Raw genomic sequence first — 21672 nt, 5'->3', positions numbered from 1 at the left:
TTCCAGGCGGTTCGGCGACTTGTTCAGGGTGGACGCTTCGTTCGGCGGAGAAGCGGCGGTGGCACATGCGGGTGACGATGACGAGCGCGGCCGCGGGGCGGGCCGGCCGCGCGAACGAAGACTTCACTGGTGCCTTGCCGACGGCGGCGGTGCTGGTCGACGGCGCCGGCATCCCCGGCACGGAATCGATCTGCCGGCACGGCGTGGCCTGGTATGCCAGCCGCCTGGGAGGCGATCTCCTCGGTCTGTTGTCCCTCCCGCAGGACCGCAGCCTCCGGGCGGTGCTTGCCGAGGCCATCGAGCAGGTGACGGACGACCATCGAGAAACCTGCGACGTCACCGACCGCATAAGCCCCTCGGCGGCGGTGGCCCTCCTGCGCCTGTCCGGTGACCTCGTCGAGTACCTGGTGCTCGGCGACGCGTACATCGTGCTGGACAAGGCAGGCGGTGCGCCGCTCGTCGTCTCCGATCCCCGGGAGGTGGTGATCAGCCGCTCGTACGAGCCCGCGCTCAGGGCCGCCGCCGAGGATGGCGACGAGTACCACAGGATCCTCAGCGACCTACGCTCGAACCGGAACCAGCCGGGCGGCTTCTGGGTCGCCAAGGACGACCCACGGGCGGCGGACGAGGCCATCACCGGAGATTGCCCGATCTCCAGGCTGACCCATCTCGGCGCCGTTCTCCTCAGTAACGGCGCCGGCGGCATCGTGGACCGGTTCGGGCTCACCGACTGGCCAGGGGTCATGGCCGTCCTGGCGTCGAGCGGACCGGAGGAGATCATTCGCCGTGTCCGGCAGGCGGAGGCCCAGCACGCGGTGCCGCCGGACGACGCGACGATCACCCACTGCACAGACCTCGGGCAGACGTGACAGCGCCCACGATGACTGCCGGCACTTGATGTTGAGGTTCTGAAGGGATCCCCGGGGTCAGCGAGGTGATCAGCCCCCAGCCAACCCTCAACGTTCAGGTCACCTCGGTGCCGGAATGCTCCCGCCGGAGACATTCTCTGACCTCGTCGGGAGTCCAGGAGTTGGCGTCTCGCATGGTGCAGGCGAATGTCCTGCGCGCCACCTTGACCGGCTCGCCGAGGCGGTCGAGCAACTCGTCGTCCACCCCCGGTCAGTGATCTTTGAGCCAGGATTCCAGCGCGTTCAGCTCGCGCAGCGGGAAGGCTTGTCCTGTCCACTGCCGGGCGTATTCTTCCTCGCCCATCTCGAAGAGCAGTCGCCTGACCGAGCGGACCACCGCTCGCACCAGAGGGCTTACCTCGCTCTGTAGCGCGAACACCTCCTGCCCCGCGTCGTCCGGTTCGGGTCTCCTCCCGTCCCGGAACCTGAGAACGCGCACCCGGACCGCGTCGTCCTCATGGGTGAACATCCATCGGTACTCGGTGGGCTCAGCATCCCAGGAGAAGCGGATGTCGTCGCCCTGAGTGACCCGCACCAGGCTGTACAGGAGGTCCCGAAGAGCATCGGTCACGTAGGACACGACCATCCGGGCCTCACGCCCTTCATGGGCGATGGTGACCACGGACCAGCCATGCTCCGGCGCTCCATAGGAGAACTCGATCCGCGACATGGTGGTCATCGTCGCAGAACCGATGGTCACTCAGAAGATCAGTAAGGCCGCTCCCGACGACCGGCAGTCGCGCTGCTCGTGATCGTTTTCAGCCGGACCCTCCGGTCGGCAACGCGACCCGAGCGCAGTCGCGCCGTCCTGCACGGTGACGGCTGGGTAGCCTCCTTGATCAGCCCTGCGGCTCTGAGCAAGAAGGCGGTACAGCTGCGTGCGATCGCCCAGGAGCTCGGACGCCCGGTTCCGTCGATCTCCGTAGGAGGTCAGGCGATCGGCTGCGCCGTAGCCGGACGAGGAAGGCAGATCAAGGGTGCGCAGACGATCCTGATCGTGCCGCTCGTCGCTGTACGCCCAGAGGACCGTAGGAGTCGATCTGCGACGCCTCCGGGGATCTGCGTCAGACGCTGCAGCTGAAGCGGCCCGCGCCCGCACCGACATGTTGACAACGTGCCAACACAAGGTGTGTTCCGGTAGGTTCGTCACCTGCCGCTCAGGAGATCACGAAGGAGGCCCTCCCACAGGTAACGGTCATGACCGATGAAACGCTGGTCCTGCCTACGGAGGGTTGTGCGATGCGACTGGGGATCAAGATCTTGGGCCCGTGGGAGCTGACGGCAGACGGCGACGTGCTGCCGCTGACCGGCAGCCGGCGGATCGGCCTGCTGACCAGGCTGGCGTCGAGCGCCGGCCGGGTGGTCACCACCGACCAGCTCCTCACCGACGTGTGGGGGGAGAGCCGGGCGGCGACGGCGCCGAAGCAGCTCCACATCGTGGTGTCGAAGCTTCGCGAGTTCCTTGCGCCTCGGGCGCTCGACGAGGTCATCGTGACCGCGCCGGGTGGATACTGCCTGGACGTGCCACCTGATCACGTCGATGCTCATCTGTTCATGAGGCTGGTGCGCGAAGCGCGGGCCGGCCGGGACAGGGGAGACACCGTCACGGCGGACAGGTCGTTCCGGCAGGCGCTGGCCTTGTGGCGGGGAGAGGCCCTGGCGGGCATGTCGGCGGAGTGGGCCCAGATCGAGGCCACCCGCCTGACGGAGGAACGTCTCACCGCGCTGGAGGATCACGTCGATCTGCGGATGGCGGCGGGTGATCACCATGCGGTGATTCCGGATCTGACCGTCCACATCGAGGCGCACCCGCTGCGGGAGAGGCCGCACGCGCAGCTGATGCTGGCGCTGTATCGCGCTGGACGGTCGTCGGAAGCGCTCGCGGTCTACCAGGAGACCCGCCGCGTCATGATCCAGGAGCTCGGCATCGAGCCGAGTGCCGAGCTGCGCCGGCTCCAGCAGGCGGTGCTCGCTCACGATCCCGTCCTCGATCTGACCTCTCCGGCGCAGGATGCCACGCTCGGCGACGCCGTCGTCCCGGCCGAGCTGCCCGCCGACACCCGCGCCTTCACCGCCCGCGATGTCGAGCTCGCCTGGCTCGACAAGGCGCTCACCTCCTCGGAAGCCGGCACGCCGGCGATCGTCGCCATCGGCGGTCCCGGCGGGATCGGCAAATCCGCGCTGGCCGTACACCTGGCGCACGCCGTCGCCGACCGCTACACCGACGGTGTTCTCTACATCGACCTGCACGGCGCGACCGAAGGCCTCCGGCCGCTGTCGCCGCTGGAGGCGCTCGGCCGGCTCTTACGCTCGCTCGGCCTGGACGGCTCCGCCGTACCGACCACGGTCGACGAGGCGGCGGCCCGTTACCGATCCCTCACCTCGGCTCGGCACGTGCTGCTCATCCTCGACAACGCCCTCGACACCCGCCAGGTCCGCCCGCTCATTCCCGCCGGGTCGGGGTGCGCGGTCGTCATCACCAGCCGGCAGGTTCTCACCTCGGTCGACGGGGCGAGCCAGCTGAACCTGCCCGAGCTCGACCCGGCCGAATCCACCGCGCTGCTGGCCCGGATCGCCGGCCCCGGCCGGGTCCACGCCGAGCCGGAGGCAGCCGGGCGGATCGTCCGGCTCTGCGGGGGCCTGCCCCTCGCCCTGCGCATCGCGGCGGCGCGTCTGGCCGCCCGCCCCGACTGGACGCTGTCCTACCTCGCCGACAGGCTCGCCGACGCCACCCGCCGCCTGGACACGCTGGAGCATGCCGACCTGGCCGTCCGCGCCGGCATCGCCGTCAGCCTCCACCACCTCCAGGAGGAGCCCGCCGGCCAGGACGCCGCCCACCTGTTCGCCCTGCTCGGCCTCCTCGACACGCCCACCCACACCCCGGCGGCCACCACCGCTCTCGCTGATCGGCCCGAGCGCACGGTGGCGGATGCGCTGGACCGCCTCCTGGATGCCCGGCTGCTCGAATCGGCGGGGCCGGGCCGCTACCGGATGCACGACCTCGTCCGCCTCTACGCCCGCGAGCAAGCGGACGGCACCGTCCAGGAGAACGATCGGGTGGCCGCCACCCACCGCGCGTTGCACCATTACCTCGCCACGACCAGAACGGCCAGCCTTCTGCTCGATCCCACCTCCCCCATCGTCAGAGATCTTCGCGCCGACCAGCCGGGCCTCCGCCTGGACACACCGCGGGAGGCGATCGACTGGATCGAGCTGGAGCGCGACAACCTCATCGCCGTCGCCCGGCAGGCCGCCGGCCGCACCGACGATCCCGGCACCGTGGAAGGGCTCGCCGCCGGTCTCAACAGGCCCTTCAGCCACAGAGGCTGGCTCGCCGATCTGAGCGAGATCCATCACCACGCCTTGCGCGTGGCCGTCCGGACCGGTGACTGGGCGGGCCAGGCCCGCGGGCACAACCATCTGGGCCTCATCCACAAGAACGAGGGCCGCTTCGAGCCTGCGGTCGAGCAGTTCGAGCGCGCCCTCGCGTGCTGGGATCGAGCAGGTCTGCCCCTGCGCAAGGCGGGCACTCTCCACAATCTCGGCACGACGTACGGCAAGCTGGGGCGGTTCGACGACGCGCTCGCCACCCAGGACGAGGCGACAGCGGCAGCGACAGCCAGCGGCCTGCGCGACTACCAAGCGATGATCCTCAACGGCCGGGCCGCGGTGCTGATCAGAATGGGCCGGCTGGACGACGCGATCGACGCCAGCCGGCGAAGCCTGGAGATCTGGGCGGAGTTCGACAATCCCTACGGCGAGGGGACGGCGACCGACACGCTGGCCGACGCCTACCGGCGCGCCGGCAGGCTCGTCGAGGCCGAGGCCGGATACAGGAGGGCGGCCCGCCTCCACCACAAGGCCGGTGCCCGCGCGCTGGAGGCCGGCACTCTGTGGGGGCTCGGCGACACCCTGCACGATCTCGGACGCCAGGACGAGGCGCGGCAGCGCTGGCACCAGTCGGCTCGGATCCTGTGTGACCTCCATCTCCTCACCGAGGAGGAGCTGGAGGTCCTGCTCGCCCAGGACCTCCCTCAAGCTCCCGACCCCGTCAAGCACCTGAGCGCGGGAGCGCGCTGATCAGACCGACGGTCGCCCGGAACGGGGCAACGGTGCAGGTCAGGAGTCCGGGCCGAGATGGCTGCGGCGTTCTTCCTCGGTCAGCTCGCGGGTACGACGGGATCTGGCCAGTTCGAGCACCGTTCCGGCCGGGCCGCACACCTCGCAGGCGCGGGTCCGGACGAGGCTGCCACCCAGACCGGTCCCCAGCGAGCGACCGAGGAAGATCCGCGGGCTCAGCCCTCTGACGATCCGCCTGCCGTCGGGGCTGAACGCCGCGAGACCGCCTGTCGCGCCCCAGCCGGTCAACTCCAGCGGTTCGCCGCCGCCTGCCGCCCGCCAGAGCCGCAGGTGGCCCGCGGGCTCGTTGGTGACCAGCCAGGTGCCGTCAGGGCTGAAACCCACTTCGCGGACGGTGTTCTCGGCGCCGTACAGCACGTTCGCAGGCTCGCCGCGGCCGCCGGTGTCCCAGAGCCGGATGGCGCCGTCCGCGGCCGCGGCGGCCAGCCGCAGCCCGTCCGGGCTGAAGGCGAGGCCGGTGATGTCGTCCGCATGGCCGCGGAGGATCTTCGGCTCGCTCTTGCCGGTCAGGTCCCAGACGACGACGGTGTGGTCGTCACGGGCGTCGGCCAGCTTCGTGCCGTCCGGGCTGAGTGCCACGTCGCCGTCGGCGCGGCCGGTGGGCCGGGCCTGCCAGCCGGTGAGCGCCGTCAACCCGCCGGACGGGGAGATCTGCCACACCTGCGGTTCGGTGCGGGAGGCGCCGGCGACGATCCGCTTTCCGTCGGCGCTGAACGCCAGGCCGATCGGGAGGCCGCTGAAGGTCGCGGGTGTGGTGACCGGGGCGCCGGCGGTGGTGAGGTCCCACAGGCTGAGCGTCCCGGCCCGGCCGATGCCCGCCATCCGCCGGCCGTCAGGGCTCAGGGCGACGAGGTAGCCGGCATCACGCGGGCCGCGCACCTCGGCCGCGGTCGTGCCGCGCCAGATCTTGACGCGGACGTCCAGCGGGCTGAGGAGTGAGGTCGGCCCCGCGCTGACCGCCACCGTGCTCGTGTCAGCGCTGAGCGCCAGGGGCCTGCCCTCGCTCGGTGCCGGGTCGCCCGCCGTGACGTCCCACGTCCGCAGGGTGCCGTCCTCATCGACGCTGACCAACGACTTCCCGTCCGGGGTGAACGCCGCTCCGCGCGGATCCCCCTTCGGGGTGCGCAACACCAGTGGGTCGGCGTCGCTGCCCGTCGTCCAGACGCGGATCACGCCGTCGGCGCCGAAGGTGGCCATGCGGTCCCCGGCCGGGGTGAACACCAGGCCGTTCAGCTTCGGGGCGTGGCCGGCCAGCTCGATCTGCGGGATCCAGTCGCCGGCCGGCTCCTCCGTCGCGTCCCAGACACGGGGAACGTCGCCTTCGACGGTCGCGACCCATGGTCCACGCGGGTTGAAAGCCGCCTGCTCCGGCTCGCCGCGCGTGGCCGCACGCTGCAGGACGGGCCGGTCCCGGGTCATGTCCCACAGTCGCAGCGGCGATCCGTTGCCCCCGGTGGCGAGCAGCCGGCCCCTGGGGCTGAACGCGACGCTCCTGACCGCGCGGCCGGGGACGCTGAGCTTGACGGGCTTGGAGTTTCCCGGCTTCCAGATGCGCACGCCGTCGTTGTGCGCGCTCGCCACCGTACCGTCCCGGCTGACGCTGACACCGTTGACGCTGCCGTCGACGGTCCCCAGAACCACGGGTGGACCGTTCGACGCCAGGTCCCACAGCACCAGCTCTCCTCCGGCGCCTCCGGTGACGAGCTGCCGGCCGTCCCCGCTGAACGCGGCACTCTGGATGCCGTCCGTCCGATCCGCCTGGAGCACATGGCCGGCCCGGCGCGGTGCGGTGCCGTCCAGGCTCCAGATCTCCAGGCTGGCCGGGCCCGACCCGGCGCCCCAGATCGCGATCTTGCGGCCGTCCGGGGTGGCCGTCGTTCCTGTCACCCTGCGCAGGCCGACCGGGGCGGAGCCGCGCAGCCGGGAGTCCGCGGTGGCCTGGCGGAGCACGAGGTCGGCCTCCGGAGTGGGCTCCGCCTCGTACGCCTCGATCGCCAGCAGCAACGCCAGTTCCGGGTCTTGCTGGAGCTGGCGGCGCGCTTCGGCGGCCAGCCGTACCGAGGCGGCGCGGTCGCGCTCGACGTCCCTGTCGCTCACCTGGACCAGGACGAGCGCGGCCAGCACGACGACCGCGGCGGCGGCGACCGTCAGCCCGCCGAAGGCGAGACGGGTCCGGCGGCGGGCTCGGTCGCGCCCGGCCGCGCTCGAGCGGCAGGCCGCCAGGAAGGTCCGCTCCAGCTCGTTCAGCGGCACGAAGCTCGCCTCGCCGTCCCAGAGGGCGAGGCGAGTGCCGCGGTACAGGTAGTCCTCGCCGCGCCCGTTGCGGTCCCACTCGGCCGCGTCGGACGTGAGCCGCTGGTGCCGCAGCAGGGTCTCACGGTCGGCGGTGAGCCATTCCCGCAGCCGGGGCCAGCCGGTGAGGAGCGCTTCATGCGCGATGTCGACCAGGTCCTGGTCCACGACGACGAGCCTGGCGGCGGCGAGCCGGTCGAGGACCGCGTCCAGCTCGCCGGCGGGTCCGATGCCGGCGAGCTCGTCGCGGTCGAGACCGCGGCGGGTGTCGGAGCTGCCCGAGCCCAGGGCGACGAGCCGCAGCAGCACGGCGCGGAGCAACTGCTGCTGGTCGGCTTCCAGATCGGCGTACAGGTGCTCAGCGGTCCGCGCGATCGCGCCGGACACGCCACCCACGGCCCGGTAGTCCGCCAGCGCCAGCGTGTCTCCCTGCTGCCTGCTCCACGTTTCGCGCAACGCGTGCGCGACCATCGGGAGCGCCCCCTTCTGCTCGGCGGCCTCGGCCACCACGGTGACCACCAGATCCGGGTCGACGCTCAGCCCCGCCCGGGCGGCGGGTTCGGTGATGATGGCACGCAGCTCCTGCTCGGACATGGGGCCGACCGGCAGGTGAACGCTGTCGAGGAGGGCCGCGGCCAGACCGGGATGCGACGTGCAGCGCTCGTAGAAGTCGGTGCGGATCCCGATCACCAGCGCCGGGCCGTCCTGACCGCTGACGAGCTCGCTCAGCGCGTCGAGGAAGCCGGCGCGTTCCGGCTCGTCGGCGCAGAGCGTGAACGTCTCCTCGAACTGGTCGATGATCATCACATCGGCACCGTCGGCACCGTCCGCGGCGTCGGCACCGTCCGCGGCGTCGGCGGCGTGCAGCCGGGACAGCGGGTGCGCACCCGGAGTGAGCAGCGTGACGGAAGTTCCGCCGGCGGTCAGCCGTGCGGCCAGCCCGGCCCGCAGCAACGAGGACTTGCCGCTGCCGGTGGCACCGCGGACCACCGTCAGCGGTCCCTGCTTCACGGCCTTCAGCAGGACCTCGAGCAGCTCGTCCCGCCCGAAGAACAGGTCGGCGGCGTCGACGTCCAGCGGAAGCAGGCCGGGGTAAGGGCAGCGGCGCTGCGACCGTTCGAGTTCGGCCGCGACCAGCTGCCACTTCCGCTCCCATTCGGCGGGGTCGCCGCCGCAGGCGACGGCGTACGCCAGTGTCGCCTCAAGCGTGGGCAGCCGCGTCCCGGTGGCCGCCTCGGCGAGGGTGCTCCGCGAGAAATGCGCGCGTTCCGCGAGTACGCGGTAGCTCGGTCGCCCGGCCTCGTCCCTGAGCCGGCGCAATTCCCAGGCGAGCCTCTCGACGGGACCGGCCAACGGATCCACCGGCTGCTCGGGCCGCCCCAATGTGCACTCACCTCGTGTTGTCCGGACTCTTCGCCGCGTTGTCCTGAACCCACGGAGGGCTATTTCGGACATCCCTGGGCCGCCTTAGACCTTAGATCGCCAGCACGACAAGAGGGGGCAAATGATGAGATTTCACGATCTGGGATCCGTGGAGATCCACGCCAGGGATGGAGCAGTCGACGCCTACGTGAACCGGGCCGGGCTTCTGTGCGGCATGGGCGGCAGGGGCGGCAGGGGCGGCAGGGGCGGCAGGGTCCGCGTCCGGCGCGACGCCGAGACCGGCCTGACGCTCGCGCCGTCCGATCCCCACCTGCCGCGCCTGCGCGGCCGACTCCTGGACCGACCCCTGGACCGGTTCCCGGACCGGCCCCTGGACCGGCCCCTTGACCGGTTCCCGGACCGGTTCCCGGCCGAGGACAACGACCTTCCGGCCGTCAGGGCGGCCCTGTCAGCCGCGGTCGCGACCGATTCCCGGCCGGCCGAGTCGGCAGCGTCCCGCGATGCGCCGGCCGAGCAGGACGGAGACCTGGACGCCCCCGTCCAGTTCTTCGACGTCCACGCTGACGTCGCCGCGGTCGCGGACCACCTCGGAGGAGGGCGGAGGCCGGCCGGGCGGCCCGGTCGTGCTCGTTCAGCCCGTCGGCCAGGCGCCCGAGGCGCCGGTGGAGGGCAGCGCGCTCGAATCAGGCGCGTGACTTCTTCGGGTCGACGGTCGACCGCGGTGTAGTCGCCGAGGGCCTGCTCGTGGTCGCCGGACCGAGCCCGGGCAGCGCCGCCTGGTGCATGAGAGTCTGGCGTCCACACAATGGGCTCGGAAAACACGAGATCCCGTCCGATTCAGATGATCGGACGGGATCCCGTCAACCTCAGTCCAGCCGTTCCAAGAACGGCCTCTGGTGGAGATGAGGGGATTCGAACCCCTGACCCCTTCGATGCGAACGAAGTGCGCTACCGGACTGCGCTACATCCCCAAGGACTCGACCAGATTAGCAAACTTCCGGGAGTCCTCGCGCCACCCATCAGTCCCCCACCGCTCGCTTGGGCGGTTCGGCGTACTGATCGAACAGGACGTCCGGATGCATCGTCGTGAGATCGATGATCTCGGCCTCCGCCTCCTCGGCGGCCCGCCGCTGCTCGCGCTGCCGCCGGAGCCGCTCAGCGCGCGCCTGGAAGCCGCGATCGCGGCGCTCCCTGTCCACCTGTACGGCGATGCGCAGGAACGCCATGTACGCCAGCGTGACGACCACGGACGGCGCCACGCCCCACCACGGGATCACCTTCACCGCGGCGGTCACGATGGAGGCCAGCACCAGCAGGGCGGTGAAGAAGAGCAGGCGCCGGCGGCGGGCCACGATGATGGCGCGGCGCCGGAGGCGGAACTGGCGGACGTCGACCTTCTCGACCTCCACCGGCGGCGTCTCGTCGTCCTCGTCGGAGTCGGGCGGAGCCAGGTTGTCGAGGTCGGGGAGCTGGTGCTCGCCGGTGTAATACTCTTCGAGCTCGGCCAGCTCGGCGAGGTTCTGCTTGTCCTTGCGCAGCCACATCGGAATGAGGACGCAGAGCCACATCACGACGATGGCCAGATAGAGGAGGACGCTACTCACGACCACCTCCGGGCAGCATGAAGACGCGGGTGTGCTCGTCGCGCCTTCAATATGCTCACGTCACGCACCGTAAGACCGCGTGTCACTGATTGACGAGCATTCGGTGCGGTGTGTCGCGAGATCGTCAAACCTCTTCGACGGGAGACCCCCCGTGAGCGGCTGACTCACGCGCGCGACGCCACTGCACGAGCAGCCCGCCAGGAACATCCTCAACGGTCAGCGCATAGCAAATGTGGTCGCGCCAGGCTCCGTCGATGTGAAGTTGGCGACGCCGAATGCCTTCTTCCCTGAATCCAAGCTTCTCAACCACTCTACGGCTGGCTTGGTTCTCGGGGCGGATGTTCGCTTCCAGCCGATGCAAACCGGTGGTGAAAAAGCAGTGGTCAACGGCCATGGCGAGCGCGGTGGGGGTGATCCCCTTACCGGCCAGCGCCCCGTCGACCCAGTAGCCGACCTGGGCAGAACGGGCAGAGCCCCACACAATCGCGCCCACGGTCAGCTGCCCCGCGAACCGGCCGTCGTACGTCACCACCCACGGCAGCGCCAGCCCCTGTCGTGCCTCGCGACGCAGCGTCCCGACCATCGAGATGTACGGCCCCAGCCCGGTCCTGAACAGCGGCGTCTCAGGATTGCTCGGCTCCCACGGGCGCAGCCAGTCGGCGTTGCGCAGCCGGGTCTCGCGCCACACGCGTACGTCGCTCAGCCGCAGCGGCCGGAGGCCTACCGGACCTTCGTTCAGGGTCACCGGCCAGCCACGAAGTCGATCCACATCTCTCATCATCCCCCTATCGGGCACGATGTCGCCACGGATCAAGGAGGGCGATCGGATTCGCCGTCAACGAGGGTGATCGCCTCCCCGGATTTGATCTACGGCGTGCCGCAGAATCGGCGCCAGTACGGCCACGCCATCACGCACACCGCCGGAGGAACCGGGCAAATTAACGATCAAGGTGTTGCCCGCCTGCCCGGCAAGCCCGCGGGACAGCACAGAAGTCGGCACTTTTTCGCGATTCGCCAAGCGGATGGCCTCCGCAATGCCGGGAATTTCCCGAGAAATTACTCGGGACGTCACTTCCGGCGTCAAATCCATCGGCGTCAGTCCGGTGCCTCCGGTGGTGACGATGAGGTCGTAACCCTCCGCCACCCCGTCACGGAGCGCACCCTCGACCGGCTCACCGTCAGCCACCACCACGGGGCCGTCCACGACCTCGCACCCGGCCTCCTGCCGGAGCAGATCGACGAGCAACGGCCCGGATTTATCCTCATAAACCCCCGCCGACGCCCGGTTGGACACCGTAATCACCAACGCCCGCATCACGCCCGGCTCCCGTCTGCCGCTCCAACCACCCGCTCCGACCACCCGGTCCGACCCGACCTCCGCCCGCCGGCCCGATCACCGCCCATCATGCCCGACGGCCCGCAGACACCCGCCCGACCACCCGCAGACACCCGCCCGACCACCCGCAGACACCCGCCCGACCGCGCGCCCGACACACGCCCGACCGCCCGTGCACTCATGCCCGACCACCCGCCACATGCCCGACCACCCGCCGGCACATGCCCGACCCCCCGCCGACACCGGCAGCGGCGCTCCTGCCCACCAGCGGCCGCGCCAACGGCCGGCCGAACACTGTCAGCGGCACACAGTGGGCAGTCGCGCCCTCCCAGGCCGTCAAGGACACCTCACCGGCGTCTCACGCCCGTTCCGGCATCAAACACGCCACAGCGGCGAGATGGCCCACTCCCGGACCGCCGGTGCGCCACCCTGCCAACTCCCGCCGCCGTCGAACAGGTCAGTCCTGATCGCGCGCCCACCGGCCGGTCTTCCCGCCCAGCTTCTCCTCGACCCGCACCTCAGTGATCACCGCCCCAGGATCCACCGCCTTGACCATGTCGATCAGAGCCAGCGCCGCCACAGACACCGCGGTCAACGCCTCCATCTCCACCCCGGTGCGATCGGCCGTCTTGACCCGGCAGGTGATCCCCACCCCCCAGTCCTCGACGTCGAGGGTCACCTTCACCCCGTGCAACGCGATGGGATGGCAGAGCGGAATCAGATCAGGCGTACGTTTCGCCCCCATGATCCCCGCGATCCGCGCCACCCCCAGCGCATCCCCCTTGGGCACTTCTCCCGACCGCAGCAACGCCACGGTCTCGGCCGACAACAGCACCCGCCCGGTGGCCGTCGCGCTGCGGGCCGAGACGTCCTTGGCCGACACGTCGACCATGCGCGCCGCCCCGGTCTCGTCGATGTGCGTCAGCTCGCTCAAAGCCGGACCACCTCCACAGAAGCCCCCGCCTCCACCTCGGTCACATCCTCGGGCACCACGATGAGCGCGTTCGCCGAGGCCAGCGCGGCGAGCTGGTGCGAGCCCTGCCCGTGCGCGGGTGACACCGTGCCGTCGGCCGCAAGCACCCCGCGCAGGTACGACCGCCGCCCGGACGGCGACCGCAACGGCCCGGTGGTCCGCGCGGTGACCGTCTCCGGCATCCCGCCGGGCAGCCCGCGCATCCTGTCGAGCGCAGGCCGTACGAACAGCATGAACGACACGAACGATGACACCGGATTCCCGGGCAGCGCGAAGATCGGCACCTGGTCGTCCCCCAGGACGCCGAACCCCTGCGGCATCCCCGGCTGCATCGCCACCTTCTCGAACCGGACAGTGCCCAGCGGCGACAGGGCCTCCTTGACCGGCTCGTACGCGCCCATCGACACCCCGCCGCTGGTGATGATCGCGTCGGCGCGCATCAGGTGCGTGTCCAGCCGGTCGAGCAGCATGCCCGGATCGTCCCCGACGGACCCGGCGCGGAAGCCCTCGGCCCCCACCTCCCGCACGGCCGCCGTCAGGGTGTAGCTGTTGGAATCCCAGATCTGGCCGGGCTGGAGGGGACCGCCCGGCTCGACCAGCTCGGCGCCGGTGGAGATCACGACGACCCTGGGCCGCGGCCGCGCCCAGACGCGCCGCCGCCCCACCCCGGCGATGATCCCGAGCTGCGCCGGCCCGATCACGGTGCCGGCCTTGAGCACGATCTCACCGGTCTGCACGTCTTCGCCGGCCCGCCTGATCGCGTTGCCGGCCTCGGCGCGGCGATCGATGCGTACGGAGACGGTGCCGCCGTCGGTCCACTCGACCGGCACCACGACATCGGCCCCGGCGGGCAGGGGTGCACCGGTCATGATGCGTACGGCATGCCCCGGCCCCACGGCCCGCAGCTCCAGCGACCCCGCCGCCACATCGTCGATCACCGGCAAGGTGACCGGAATCTCCGACAGGTCCTCGACCCGGACGGCGTACCCGTCCATGGCCGAGTTGTCGAACGGCGGCAACGGCACCGGCGAGGACACGTCCTCGGCCAGCGTCGTCCCCAGAGTCTGCTCCAGCTCCAGCTCAAGGGGGGCCAGCGGACGTACAGTGGCCAGGATCTCGGCCAGATGCGCGTCAACTGATTTCATCAAGGAACTCCCGCAGCCACGGCACGAACTCCGGCGCCAGATCCTGCCGATCCGCCGCGAACTTCACCACGGTCCGCAAATAGTCCAGCTTGTCGCCCGTGTCGTAACGCCGCCCCCTGAACAGCACGCCGTGCACCGGCCCGCCCTCCTCGGAGCCGCGCGAGGCGAGCGTCCGCAGCGCGTCGGTGAGCTGGATCTCCCCACCACGCCCCGGCGGGGTATTCTCCAGCACCTCGAAGACGGCCGGATCGATCACATAGCGCCCGATGATCGCCCAGTTGGACGGCGCCTCGTCGGCCGGCGGCTTCTCCACCAGGTCCGTCACACGGACGACGTCCTCCTCGGCGGTCGCCTCGATGGTCGCGACGCCGTACAGCGAGACCTGCTCCTTGGGCACCTCCATCAGCGCGATCACGCTCCCGCCGAAGGTCTCGCGCACCTCGATCATGCGCTGCAGCAGGTGGTCGCGGTGGTCGATGAGGTCGTCACCGAGCAGACAGGCGAACGGGTGATCACCGACGTGATGCTTGGCACAGAGCACCGCGTGGCCGAGCCCCTTCGGCTCGCCCTGCCGTACGTAATGCAGGGTCGCCAGGGACGCGGGCTCGCGAACCTGGGACAACCGGTGCTCGTCGCCCTTGGCCTCAAGGGCCTCTTCCAGCTCGAACGCGCGGTCGAAATGGTCCTCGATCGAGCGTTTGTTCTTGCCGGTGACCATGAGGACGTCGAGGAGCCCAGCGGAGGCGGCCTCCTCGACGACATACTGGATCGCGGGCTTGTCGACGATGGGCAACATCTCCTTGGGTGTCGCCTTGGTCGCCGGGAGGAACCGGGTGCCCAGACCCGCGGCGGGCACGACGGCTTTCGTCACAGGGTCGAAGTCAGCCATGAGTAGACCCTAGTGGAGGGACCTGTGGACAAGCTGAACCTGCGCCGCGAGCTGATCGCGGCGCGTACCTCCCTCTCCCCCGAGGAACTGCGCGCAAACGCCATCAAGGTTCGCGAAACTCTGCTCGAACAACCCTGGGTCCAGATGGCCGGCCTGGTGGCCTGCTACTGGTCAACGGGGTCGGAGCCGGAGACGCACGGGCTGGTGTTCGCTCTCTGGAAACATGGGGCCACAGTTATCCTGCCGCTCCTGCGTGACGACAATGACCTGGATTGGGCGGTGTACGACGGGCCTGACACGCTCGCTCCCGGCCGCTACGGGATCATGGAGCCGGTGGACACGCGCCGCGGCGTGGACGCCGTACGCACGGCCGCCCTCGTGATCGTGCCGGCCCTGGCGGTGGACCGGCGTACCGGGATCCGCCTGGGACGCGGCGGCGGCTCCTACGACCGCGCCCTCGCCCGCGTCGGCCCGAACGTCCCCACCGTCGCGCTGCTGCACGACGGCGAACTGATCGACGGGGTCCCGTCGGAGCCCCATGACCGCACGGTCCGCTATGCCATGACGCCTGCGGGACTCACTAGGCTTGTGTGAACGCAGATACGGGAGGGGAGCCAGATGACGCTTGATCTCTGGCTCCTCGTCGGTGCCGCGATCGTCATCGCGGCCATCGCGTCCGTACGGCTGGCGCATCGCACCGGTCTGCCCAGTCTGCTCATCTTTCTCGGCTTCGGGCTGGCAGTGGGGCCTTCGGGGTTCGGAATCCCGTTCGAGAGCCCGCAGCTCGCCCAGCAGATCGGGCTGTCGGCGCTGGCGGTGATCCTCGCCGAGGGTGGTCTGACCACGAACTGGCCCCATGTGCGGCGTTCCGTCCCCATGGCGCTGGTGATGGCGACCGTCGGCGTGACGGTCAGCATCGTCGTGGTGGCGCTGCTCGTCCAGGGGATCCTCGGCATCGACGGCACCACGGCGCTGATCTTCGGCGCTGTGCTGGCCTCCACCGACGCCGCGGCCGTCTTCTCCGTGCTGCGCAGGCTGCCGCTGCCGCCGCGCCTGGCCGGGGTGCTGGAGGCGGAGTCCGGCTTCAACGACGCCCCGACGGTCATCGCCGTGGTGCTGCTCAGCGGCGCGTCCCACTCCCAGGCGACGTTGGGAACGTTCCTGGTCGAGACGTCCGTCGAGCTGATCATCGGCGCGGGCGTCGGGCTCGCCGTCGGCCCCACGGGCGCCTACGCCCTGCGCCGCGTCGCCCTGCCCGCCTCCGGCCTGTACCCGATCGCCGTGCTGGCGCTCACCTTCGTCTCGTACGGCGGCGCGGTGCTGCTGCACGGCTCAGGCTTCCTGGCCGTCTACCTGACGGCGCTCATCCTGGGCAACTCCCGCCTGCCCCACCGGGCCGCGACCAGGGGCTTCGCGGAGGGCGCCGCGTGGCTGGCGCAGATCGGCCTGTTCGTCATGCTCGGCATGCTGGCCGACGTGGAGGAGATGCCGTCGGCGATCGTCCCCGGCCTGATCACCGGCACGATCCTGGTCCTCGTGGCCCGCCCGCTCTCGGTCGTGGTCAGCTCGGCGCTGGCCTGGGCCCTGCGTCTGGGCTGGGTGAACTGGCGTGACCAGGCGTTCCTGTCGTGGGCGGGGCTGCGCGGCGCGATCCCGATCGTGCTGGCGACCATCCCCTGGGCGGCGAACGTCGAGGGCTCCAAGGACCTCTTCAACCAGGTCTTCGTGATCGTCATCGTGTTCACCCTGCTCCAGGGTCCGACGCTGCCTTTCGTGGCGCGCGTGCTCGGGGTGTCCGCGCCCGGCGAGGCCCACGACCTCTCCGTGGAATCGGCGCCGCTGGAGGAGCTCAAGGCCGACCTGCTGCAGGTCAAGGTGCCACCGGGCTCCCGGCTGCACGGCGTGGAGATCTTCGAGCTCCGCCTGCCCGCCGGCGCCCAGGTCACTCTCGTCGTACGCGACGGCAAATCCTTCGTCCCCGCCTCCACCACCCGCATCCGGGCGGACGACCAGCTTCTCGTGGTCACCACCGCCTCCTGCCGTGAGCAGGTCGAACGCCGCCTGCGCGCGGTCAGCCGCAGCGGGAAGCTGGCCGGGTGGTACGGAGAGCGGGGGTTGGAATAGGTGTTTGACCCGATCGGTTACCATTAGCAGTCGCATCGCTCGAGTGCTAGAGCTTGTTTAAGGAGGAGCGCGTGCCGACGTATCAGTACGCCTGCAACGACTGCGGTGAGCAGCTCGAGGTCGTCCAGAAGTTCACCGACGATGCGTTGACGGTCTGCCCGAACTGCCAGGGCAACCTGCGGAAGGTGTTCTCCGCGGTCGGCATCGTGTTCAAGGGCTCTGGTTTCTACAAGACCGACAACCGCTCGTCGTCCTCGACCTCGTCGTCCCCGGCGTCTTCCTCGTCCTCGTCGAAGTCGGGGGAGAGCAAGTCGTCGGACTCGAGCTCTTCGAGCTCGTCGTCCAGCTCGACCACGGCGCCCGCTCCGGCCGCCGCGTCCAGCTGAACCGCACGGCTCCCGCGTGACGCGGAGCCGTGCCCCCATACGGCGTGCCGCTGTCCCCTGACCTGCGGCACCCATCCAGCACGTACGGCGTGCTGCGGTTCGTGGTGCTCGTCTTCCGTCCTCGGCGGCTGCCCAGGACCTGCCGGCCCTCGGCGCCCACGCAGCACGTTCGACGTCACGCGTCGATCCGCAACGCCTCCACGTACGGGCTGCGCTTCACCATGCCCGCGCCGCCGTAGGGGCGCAGCGGCTTGCCGTACTCACGAGCTTCACCCTTTCTGAGAGCTGGCCCTTCCTGAGAGCTGGCCCTTCCTGAGAGCTGGCCCTTCCTGAGAGCTGGCCCTTCCTGAGAGCTGGCCGCGAGGCGCTGTCGCCACATGCGGCGATCCTGCTCTTCGTACTGCTGTGCCCACTCGCCGCAGCCGAGTTGTCCACAGCCACTCTCCGTCCGGCAGGGTTATCCACAGAACGCCGTTCGCGTCCGCCTCACCCACCACCGCTCCGGCTACTCTCTGCGCCATGGTTAATCGCGCAGATATCGGCGTTATCGGCGGCTCAGGCTTTTACTCCCTGCTCGACGACGCAGAGGAGATCGAGCTCGCCACTCCCTACGGCCCTCCGAGCGATGTCGTCACGGTCGGACGCATCGGCTCGCGTTCGGTGGCGTTCATCCCCAGACACGGGCGAGATCACCGCTTCCCGCCGCACCGCATCCCTTATCGTGCCAACCTTTGGGCACTGCGTTCGCTCGGCGTGCGCCAGGTGCTCGCGCCCAGCGCCGTAGGCTCGCTGAGAGCCGAGTACGGCCCCGGCGCCATCGTCATCCCCGACCAGCTCGTCGACCGCACCTCCGGCCGTGCACAGACCTACTACGACATCGGCGGCGCGGTCCACGTCTCCTTCGCCGACCCGTACTGCCCGGCGGGCCGCTCCACGGCCGTGGCGACCGCCCGCGCCGGCGACTGGGAGACGGTCGACGGCGGCACCTTGGTGGTCATCGAGGGCCCACGCTTCTCGACGCGGGCGGAGTCGCAGTGGTTCGCGGGCAACGGCTGGTCCATCGTGGGCATGACCGGCTTCCCCGAGGCGATCCTGGCCCGCGAGCTGGCGCTCTGCTACACGTCCATCTCCCTGGTGACCGACCACGACGCCGGCGTGGAAGCCGGTCAGGGCGTGACCCACGACGAGGTGCTGGAGTTCTTCGCCCAGAACGTCACCCGCATGCGCACCCTGGTCTCGGAGACCGTCCAGTCCCTCCCCGAAGAGCGCACCTGCTCCTGCGGCTCGGCCCTGGACGGCATCAAGCTCCCCTTCGAGTTGCCGTGATCCAGCCCTGGCTCTCACGCCACGGCCGTCGCCGCCGCCTGGTAGCGGCGGCGCTAGCCGCCGTCTCCGTCATCGCGGCCTTCGTCGCCACCCGCCCCACCGGCTCCGCCCCCACGGTTCTGGTGGCCGCCCGCGACCTGTCCCCCGGCCCTCTCGACCCCGCCGACTTCCACCCGGCGGCGCTCACCCCTCCGCCCGCGGGCGCAGTACGCACGATCCCGGCAGGCCAGACCCTGGCCACCCCCATCCGCAAGGGCGAGCCCCTGACCGACGTCCGCCTCCTGGCCTCCTACCGCCTCCCGCCAGGCCTGGTCGCCACCCCCGTACGCATCGCCGACGCCGCCGCGGCGGCCCTGCTCTCCCCCGGCTCCACGATCACCCTCCTGGCCGCCTACGAGCAGGGCGTTCCGGCCCGCCAGCTCGCCCAGGACACCACGGTCCTGTCGATCCCGAAACCCCCGTCGACGGCGTCCCACGACACGGACGACGGCACCCTGATCGTCCTGGCCACGACCCCCACCCAGGCAGCAGACCTGGCCACCGCCCAAGCCCACGCCCGCCTTTCCCTCACCATCAGAACTAACTTACAGTAATCGTTCGACTACGATTCCTTGCCATGAACGGATTCAAGAAGTTCCTCACTCAGGGGAACGTCATCGACCTGGCCGTGGCAGTGGTCATCGGAGCGGCCTTCAACGCGATCGTGCAGTCGTTCGTGGCCGACCTGCTCACTCCGCTGATCTCCGCGTTCGGCGGCCTGCCCGACTTCTCCTCACTCAAGGTGACGATCGGCCAGTCCAACTTCATGTACGGCAACTTCATCAACGCGATCGTCTCGTTCCTGATGGTCGCCGCAGTGATCTACTTCCTGGTGGTGAAGCCGTACACGCACTACAGGGATCGAGCCGCCGCCAAGATCGAGGCGAAGACCCGCGACTGCCCCGAATGCCTGTCCGAGATCCCCAAGCCCGCCTCCCGTTGCGCCTTCTGCAGCGCGGAAGTGGCCCCGGCGATCTGAGCCGAACGCCTCAGAGAAGCTTGTCGATCTCCGGGTCGTACTCCCAGTGCCAGGGCTCGAACGGGCTGCTGTAGGCCCACGAGGGGTGGAACCATCCGTACCTCTTGGAGTTCTTCTCCATCCACACGAACTCCGCGGACCCGGACCTCTCCACCCCGCCGCACAGGTCCACAGCCAGCCCGAGCCCGTGGTTGCTCCGCCCCGGCACCGCCGCGAACCCCGGCCGCCGGTAGTAGATCGACTGCTGCTCGGCCAGGCTCCGGTACGCATCGGTCACGCACATCGGCTTGCCGAACCGCTGCCGGTAAGCCTCGTTCAGGCTGACGAAGGCGATCGTGGCATCGGCCCTGAGACTGAACCCCTTCTGCTGCAACGGACAGAGCATGCCCCTGGGGATCAGCCCATTGGGATACTGATCGGCCGTAGCCGCCCGAAGCGGATTGCACCCGAGCGCCGCCCGCCCCACCTTGTCAATCTTGATCCCCAGCTTCACCAGCGCCGCAGTCAACGACTTCACGATCTTGTCCGACCGCTGCCGCAGGGTGTCCACCTCGGCGGCCAGTTGCGCCTCCGCCAGCAGGTTCCCGGCCCGAAGCTCCTGCGCCTCACCGGCCAGCCGCTCGGTCTCCTTGTACAAGGCGCTCGTCTGCTCGACGGCCTGCTGCCGCACGGCCACGATCTGGTTCGCGTCCATCAGCGCGCGCAGCGTCTTCTCATCCGCGCTCCCGGACAGGTACGGCACGATGCCCCCGGCCATGAACGGCTGCTGATACAGCAGCTCGGCCATCTGGGAGACAGGCTGCCGCATCACGGCCAGCCGCCGTTCGAGATCCTGCAGCGAGGTGAGCTTGCTCTTGAGCTCCTTCTCGGACGCCGCGATCTCGGCCCGCCGCTTCTCCAGCGCCTTGGTGGCGTCCTCAAGCTCCTTGGCCGACCGCTCGGCCTCTTTGCGCAGCTCACCCAGATCGGACGGATCCCGCTGCACGACTTCCTGCCGGCCTTGCTGAACCCGTACCTGAGCCTGCGCCGGCACACCTTCCAAGGGCACGAGAAGAGAAGCCACCGCCATGACGACCGCGATCAGACCCGCTGATCGAGGGGCTGGCACGTTCGACTCCTCCGTTTGCAATCTCGTTACCCTGGTCAGGCACGCACGTTACTACAGCCCCCCGAGTGCCCGGACCGAACTCCGAAGAGCTGTTATGAGACAAATAACCCACTTTGCACAGTGAGCCCCGCCCCACACACCCCTCAACACCCTCGCCCGCCATCCACGCAGAGCTCACGGCCCACAGCAGCAGCACAGCGCAAGCCCCGGACACCGCACCGATCACCCTCTACACAACCCACATAGATCAGTACGCCCCGCCCCGCACCACCGGTTCAAATCCCAGGCAGCCAGCTGTCAACGGCCCCATCCTCCTCCTCCCGATCCCGGCACAACTCCCACAGCCAGGTATCCACCCACTCCCCCGGACACCCACCCTGAGTCCGCACAGGCGCCGGCGTAACAGGCTCCTCCTGCACAACCTCCGGGACCTTCTTCTCATCCACCACCCTCGGCACCCGCTCAGGCACCTCACGCACGGGCGACGGCATCGCAGCCGCATACCGCCGCTCAGGCCGAGGAGGCGCCGGCACCAGCACAGGCTCGAACGCCCGCCTCACCGCCCCACCCCCACCGGTCCCGGCGCTGGCAACGTCCTTCTCAAACCCGCGCATCTCCCCCGCCAGCAACCCTCCCGCAAGAATCGCCGGCGCCAGCAACGCCCCGAACAGCACCACGGGCCGCCGACGGGCCTGCGCGCATCGCCTCCTGGTCACAGCCCCAGACGGTATCCGGGCGCGATGAGCAAGAATCTGATCACTTGTCATGCCTTTACCGCAGCTCAGAGCAGCCATAACCAACCCTGGGAAACTGACGGCGGGGCCACGTCGCACACAGTGCCAAACTTTCGCTAGGCTTACGGGAGTCCGCCTCCGTAGCTCAGGGGATAGAGCACCGCTCTCCTAAAGCGGGTGCCGCAGGTTCGAATCCTGCCGGGGGCACCACAGTTTGACCTGGGAAAACACCCCTCAGTAGGTCCCGTGGATCTACCGGGTGACAGCAGAAATTGACAGCACAGAGCACGCAAAGAAGCGGCGGTG

Annotated in this window: 21 protein-coding genes, 2 tRNA genes and 1 pseudogene; 10 read left to right on the top strand and 14 right to left on the bottom strand. The window is 69.9% G+C overall.

Features of this window, described 5'->3' with window-relative positions; translation table 11 throughout:
* Positions 1 to 65 precede the first annotated feature (65 nt).
* Complete coding sequence (locus HD597_RS56530) at positions 66 to 869, top strand: integrase (RefSeq protein ID WP_253756722.1); 804 nt, start codon at positions 66 to 68, stop codon at positions 867 to 869.
* A 94-nt stretch (positions 870 to 963) separates the two neighbouring features.
* On the opposite strand, the gene HD597_RS56525 is transcribed toward HD597_RS56530, so the two are convergent.
* Both HD597_RS56525 and HD597_RS56520 read right to left on the bottom strand, forming a co-directional pair.
* Positions 964 to 1113 carry a hypothetical protein gene (locus HD597_RS56525; RefSeq protein ID WP_253756720.1) on the bottom strand — a complete coding sequence of 50 codons (150 nt, stop codon included), beginning with the start codon at positions 1111 to 1113 and terminating at the stop codon, positions 964 to 966.
* Positions 1114 to 1119: 6 nt separating this feature from the next.
* Entirely contained in the window at positions 1120 to 1578 is a 459-nt protein-coding gene (locus tag HD597_RS56520) for a hypothetical protein (protein WP_253756718.1), read from the bottom strand.
* 569 nt (positions 1579 to 2147) lie between these two features.
* Here HD597_RS56520 and HD597_RS56515 point away from each other — a divergent pair.
* On the top strand, positions 2148 to 4988 hold the full coding sequence (locus HD597_RS56515) for an AfsR/SARP family transcriptional regulator (protein ID WP_253756716.1): 2841 nt from the start codon (positions 2148 to 2150) through the stop codon (positions 4986 to 4988).
* 39 nt (positions 4989 to 5027) lie between these two features.
* Here the strand turns inward: HD597_RS56515 and HD597_RS56510 are convergent, their stop codons facing one another.
* The 9 genes from HD597_RS56510 to galU form a co-directional block, all read right to left on the bottom strand.
* Positions 5028 to 8693 carry an nSTAND1 domain-containing NTPase gene (locus HD597_RS56510; RefSeq protein ID WP_253756714.1) on the bottom strand — a complete coding sequence of 1222 codons (3666 nt, stop codon included), beginning with the start codon at positions 8691 to 8693 and terminating at the stop codon, positions 5028 to 5030.
* A gap of 478 nt (positions 8694 to 9171) precedes the next feature.
* On the bottom strand, positions 9172 to 9309 hold the full coding sequence (locus tag HD597_RS56505) for a hypothetical protein (protein WP_253756712.1): 138 nt from the start codon (positions 9307 to 9309) through the stop codon (positions 9172 to 9174).
* A gap of 308 nt (positions 9310 to 9617) precedes the next feature.
* Positions 9618 to 9694 (bottom strand) — tRNA-Ala (locus HD597_RS56500).
* Between the two features lie 48 nt (positions 9695 to 9742).
* Positions 9743 to 10327, bottom strand: coding sequence for a divisome protein SepX/GlpR (gene sepX / locus HD597_RS56495; protein ID WP_253756709.1), 585 nt, complete (start codon positions 10325 to 10327; stop codon positions 9743 to 9745).
* A 124-nt stretch (positions 10328 to 10451) separates the two neighbouring features.
* Entirely contained in the window at positions 10452 to 11105 is a 654-nt protein-coding gene (locus tag HD597_RS56490) for a GNAT family N-acetyltransferase (RefSeq protein ID WP_187415194.1), read from the bottom strand.
* A gap of 57 nt (positions 11106 to 11162) precedes the next feature.
* Entirely contained in the window at positions 11163 to 11642 is a 480-nt protein-coding gene (locus tag HD597_RS56485) for a MogA/MoaB family molybdenum cofactor biosynthesis protein (protein WP_253759897.1), read from the bottom strand.
* Between the two features lie 478 nt (positions 11643 to 12120).
* Positions 12121 to 12597 carry a cyclic pyranopterin monophosphate synthase MoaC gene (moaC, locus tag HD597_RS56480; RefSeq protein ID WP_276083278.1) on the bottom strand — a complete coding sequence of 159 codons (477 nt, stop codon included), beginning with the start codon at positions 12595 to 12597 and terminating at the stop codon, positions 12121 to 12123.
* Positions 12594 to 13781, bottom strand: coding sequence for a molybdotransferase-like divisome protein Glp (glp, locus tag HD597_RS56475; protein WP_253756706.1), 1188 nt, complete (start codon positions 13779 to 13781; stop codon positions 12594 to 12596). The genes moaC and glp overlap by 4 nt, the downstream gene beginning before the upstream one ends.
* The gene (gene galU / locus HD597_RS56470; RefSeq protein ID WP_253756703.1) at positions 13768 to 14670 is read right to left on the bottom strand and encodes a UTP--glucose-1-phosphate uridylyltransferase GalU; all 903 of its coding nucleotides are present in this window, start codon (positions 14668 to 14670) and stop codon (positions 13768 to 13770) included. Before galU ends, glp begins: the two co-directional genes overlap by 14 nt.
* Positions 14671 to 14694: 24 nt before the next feature.
* Between galU and HD597_RS56465 the strand changes: the two genes are divergently transcribed.
* The 3 genes and pseudogenes from HD597_RS56465 to HD597_RS56455 all read left to right on the top strand — a co-directional run.
* Complete coding sequence (locus tag HD597_RS56465; RefSeq protein ID WP_253756700.1) at positions 14695 to 15264, top strand: 5-formyltetrahydrofolate cyclo-ligase; 570 nt, start codon at positions 14695 to 14697, stop codon at positions 15262 to 15264.
* A gap of 24 nt (positions 15265 to 15288) precedes the next feature.
* Positions 15289 to 16794: a potassium/proton antiporter gene (locus tag HD597_RS56460; RefSeq protein WP_253756697.1), complete on the top strand. Its 1506-nt coding sequence runs from the start codon at positions 15289 to 15291 to the stop codon at positions 16792 to 16794.
* Positions 16795 to 16865: 71 nt separating this feature from the next.
* Positions 16866 to 16958, top strand: a pseudogene (locus tag HD597_RS56455) (FmdB family zinc ribbon protein); the annotation flags it as partial.
* A gap of 62 nt (positions 16959 to 17020) precedes the next feature.
* Here the strand turns inward: HD597_RS56455 and HD597_RS65465 are convergent.
* Positions 17021 to 17149, bottom strand: coding sequence for a hypothetical protein (locus tag HD597_RS65465; protein WP_276085511.1), 129 nt, complete (start codon positions 17147 to 17149; stop codon positions 17021 to 17023).
* A gap of 60 nt (positions 17150 to 17209) precedes the next feature.
* Between HD597_RS65465 and HD597_RS56450 the strand changes: the two genes are divergently transcribed.
* The 4 genes from HD597_RS56450 (at position 17210) to mscL (ending at position 19524) form a co-directional block, all read left to right on the top strand.
* Entirely contained in the window at positions 17210 to 17419 is a 210-nt protein-coding gene (locus HD597_RS56450) for a hypothetical protein (RefSeq protein WP_253756695.1), read from the top strand.
* 280 nt (positions 17420 to 17699) lie between these two features.
* Complete coding sequence (locus HD597_RS56445) at positions 17700 to 18506, top strand: S-methyl-5'-thioadenosine phosphorylase (RefSeq protein ID WP_253756693.1); 807 nt, start codon at positions 17700 to 17702, stop codon at positions 18504 to 18506.
* On the top strand, positions 18503 to 19099 hold the full coding sequence (locus HD597_RS56440; protein ID WP_253756691.1) for an RcpC/CpaB family pilus assembly protein: 597 nt from the start codon (positions 18503 to 18505) through the stop codon (positions 19097 to 19099). The genes HD597_RS56445 and HD597_RS56440 overlap by 4 nt, the downstream gene beginning before the upstream one ends.
* 23 nt (positions 19100 to 19122) lie before the next feature.
* A complete protein-coding gene (gene mscL, locus HD597_RS56435; RefSeq protein ID WP_253756689.1) occupies positions 19123 to 19524 on the top strand; it encodes a large conductance mechanosensitive channel protein MscL in 402 nt (133 codons plus the stop codon).
* A 10-nt stretch (positions 19525 to 19534) separates the two neighbouring features.
* Here the strand turns inward: mscL and HD597_RS56430 are convergent, their stop codons facing one another.
* Entirely contained in the window at positions 19535 to 20509 is a 975-nt protein-coding gene (locus HD597_RS56430) for a D-alanyl-D-alanine carboxypeptidase family protein (protein WP_253756686.1), read from the bottom strand.
* A gap of 398 nt (positions 20510 to 20907) precedes the next feature.
* Positions 20908 to 21309: a hypothetical protein gene (locus HD597_RS56425; protein ID WP_253756684.1), complete on the bottom strand. Its 402-nt coding sequence runs from the start codon at positions 21307 to 21309 to the stop codon at positions 20908 to 20910.
* A gap of 191 nt (positions 21310 to 21500) precedes the next feature.
* Between HD597_RS56425 and HD597_RS56420 the strand changes: the two genes are divergently transcribed.
* Positions 21501 to 21576, top strand: a tRNA-Arg gene (locus HD597_RS56420).
* Positions 21577 to 21672: the final 96 nt, after the last annotated feature.

It is taken from the genome of Nonomuraea thailandensis, assembly GCF_024172165.1.
GTDB lineage: Bacteria > Actinomycetota > Actinomycetes > Streptosporangiales > Streptosporangiaceae > Nonomuraea > Nonomuraea thailandensis.
This window is presented reverse-complemented; position numbering and strand designations above follow the sequence as displayed.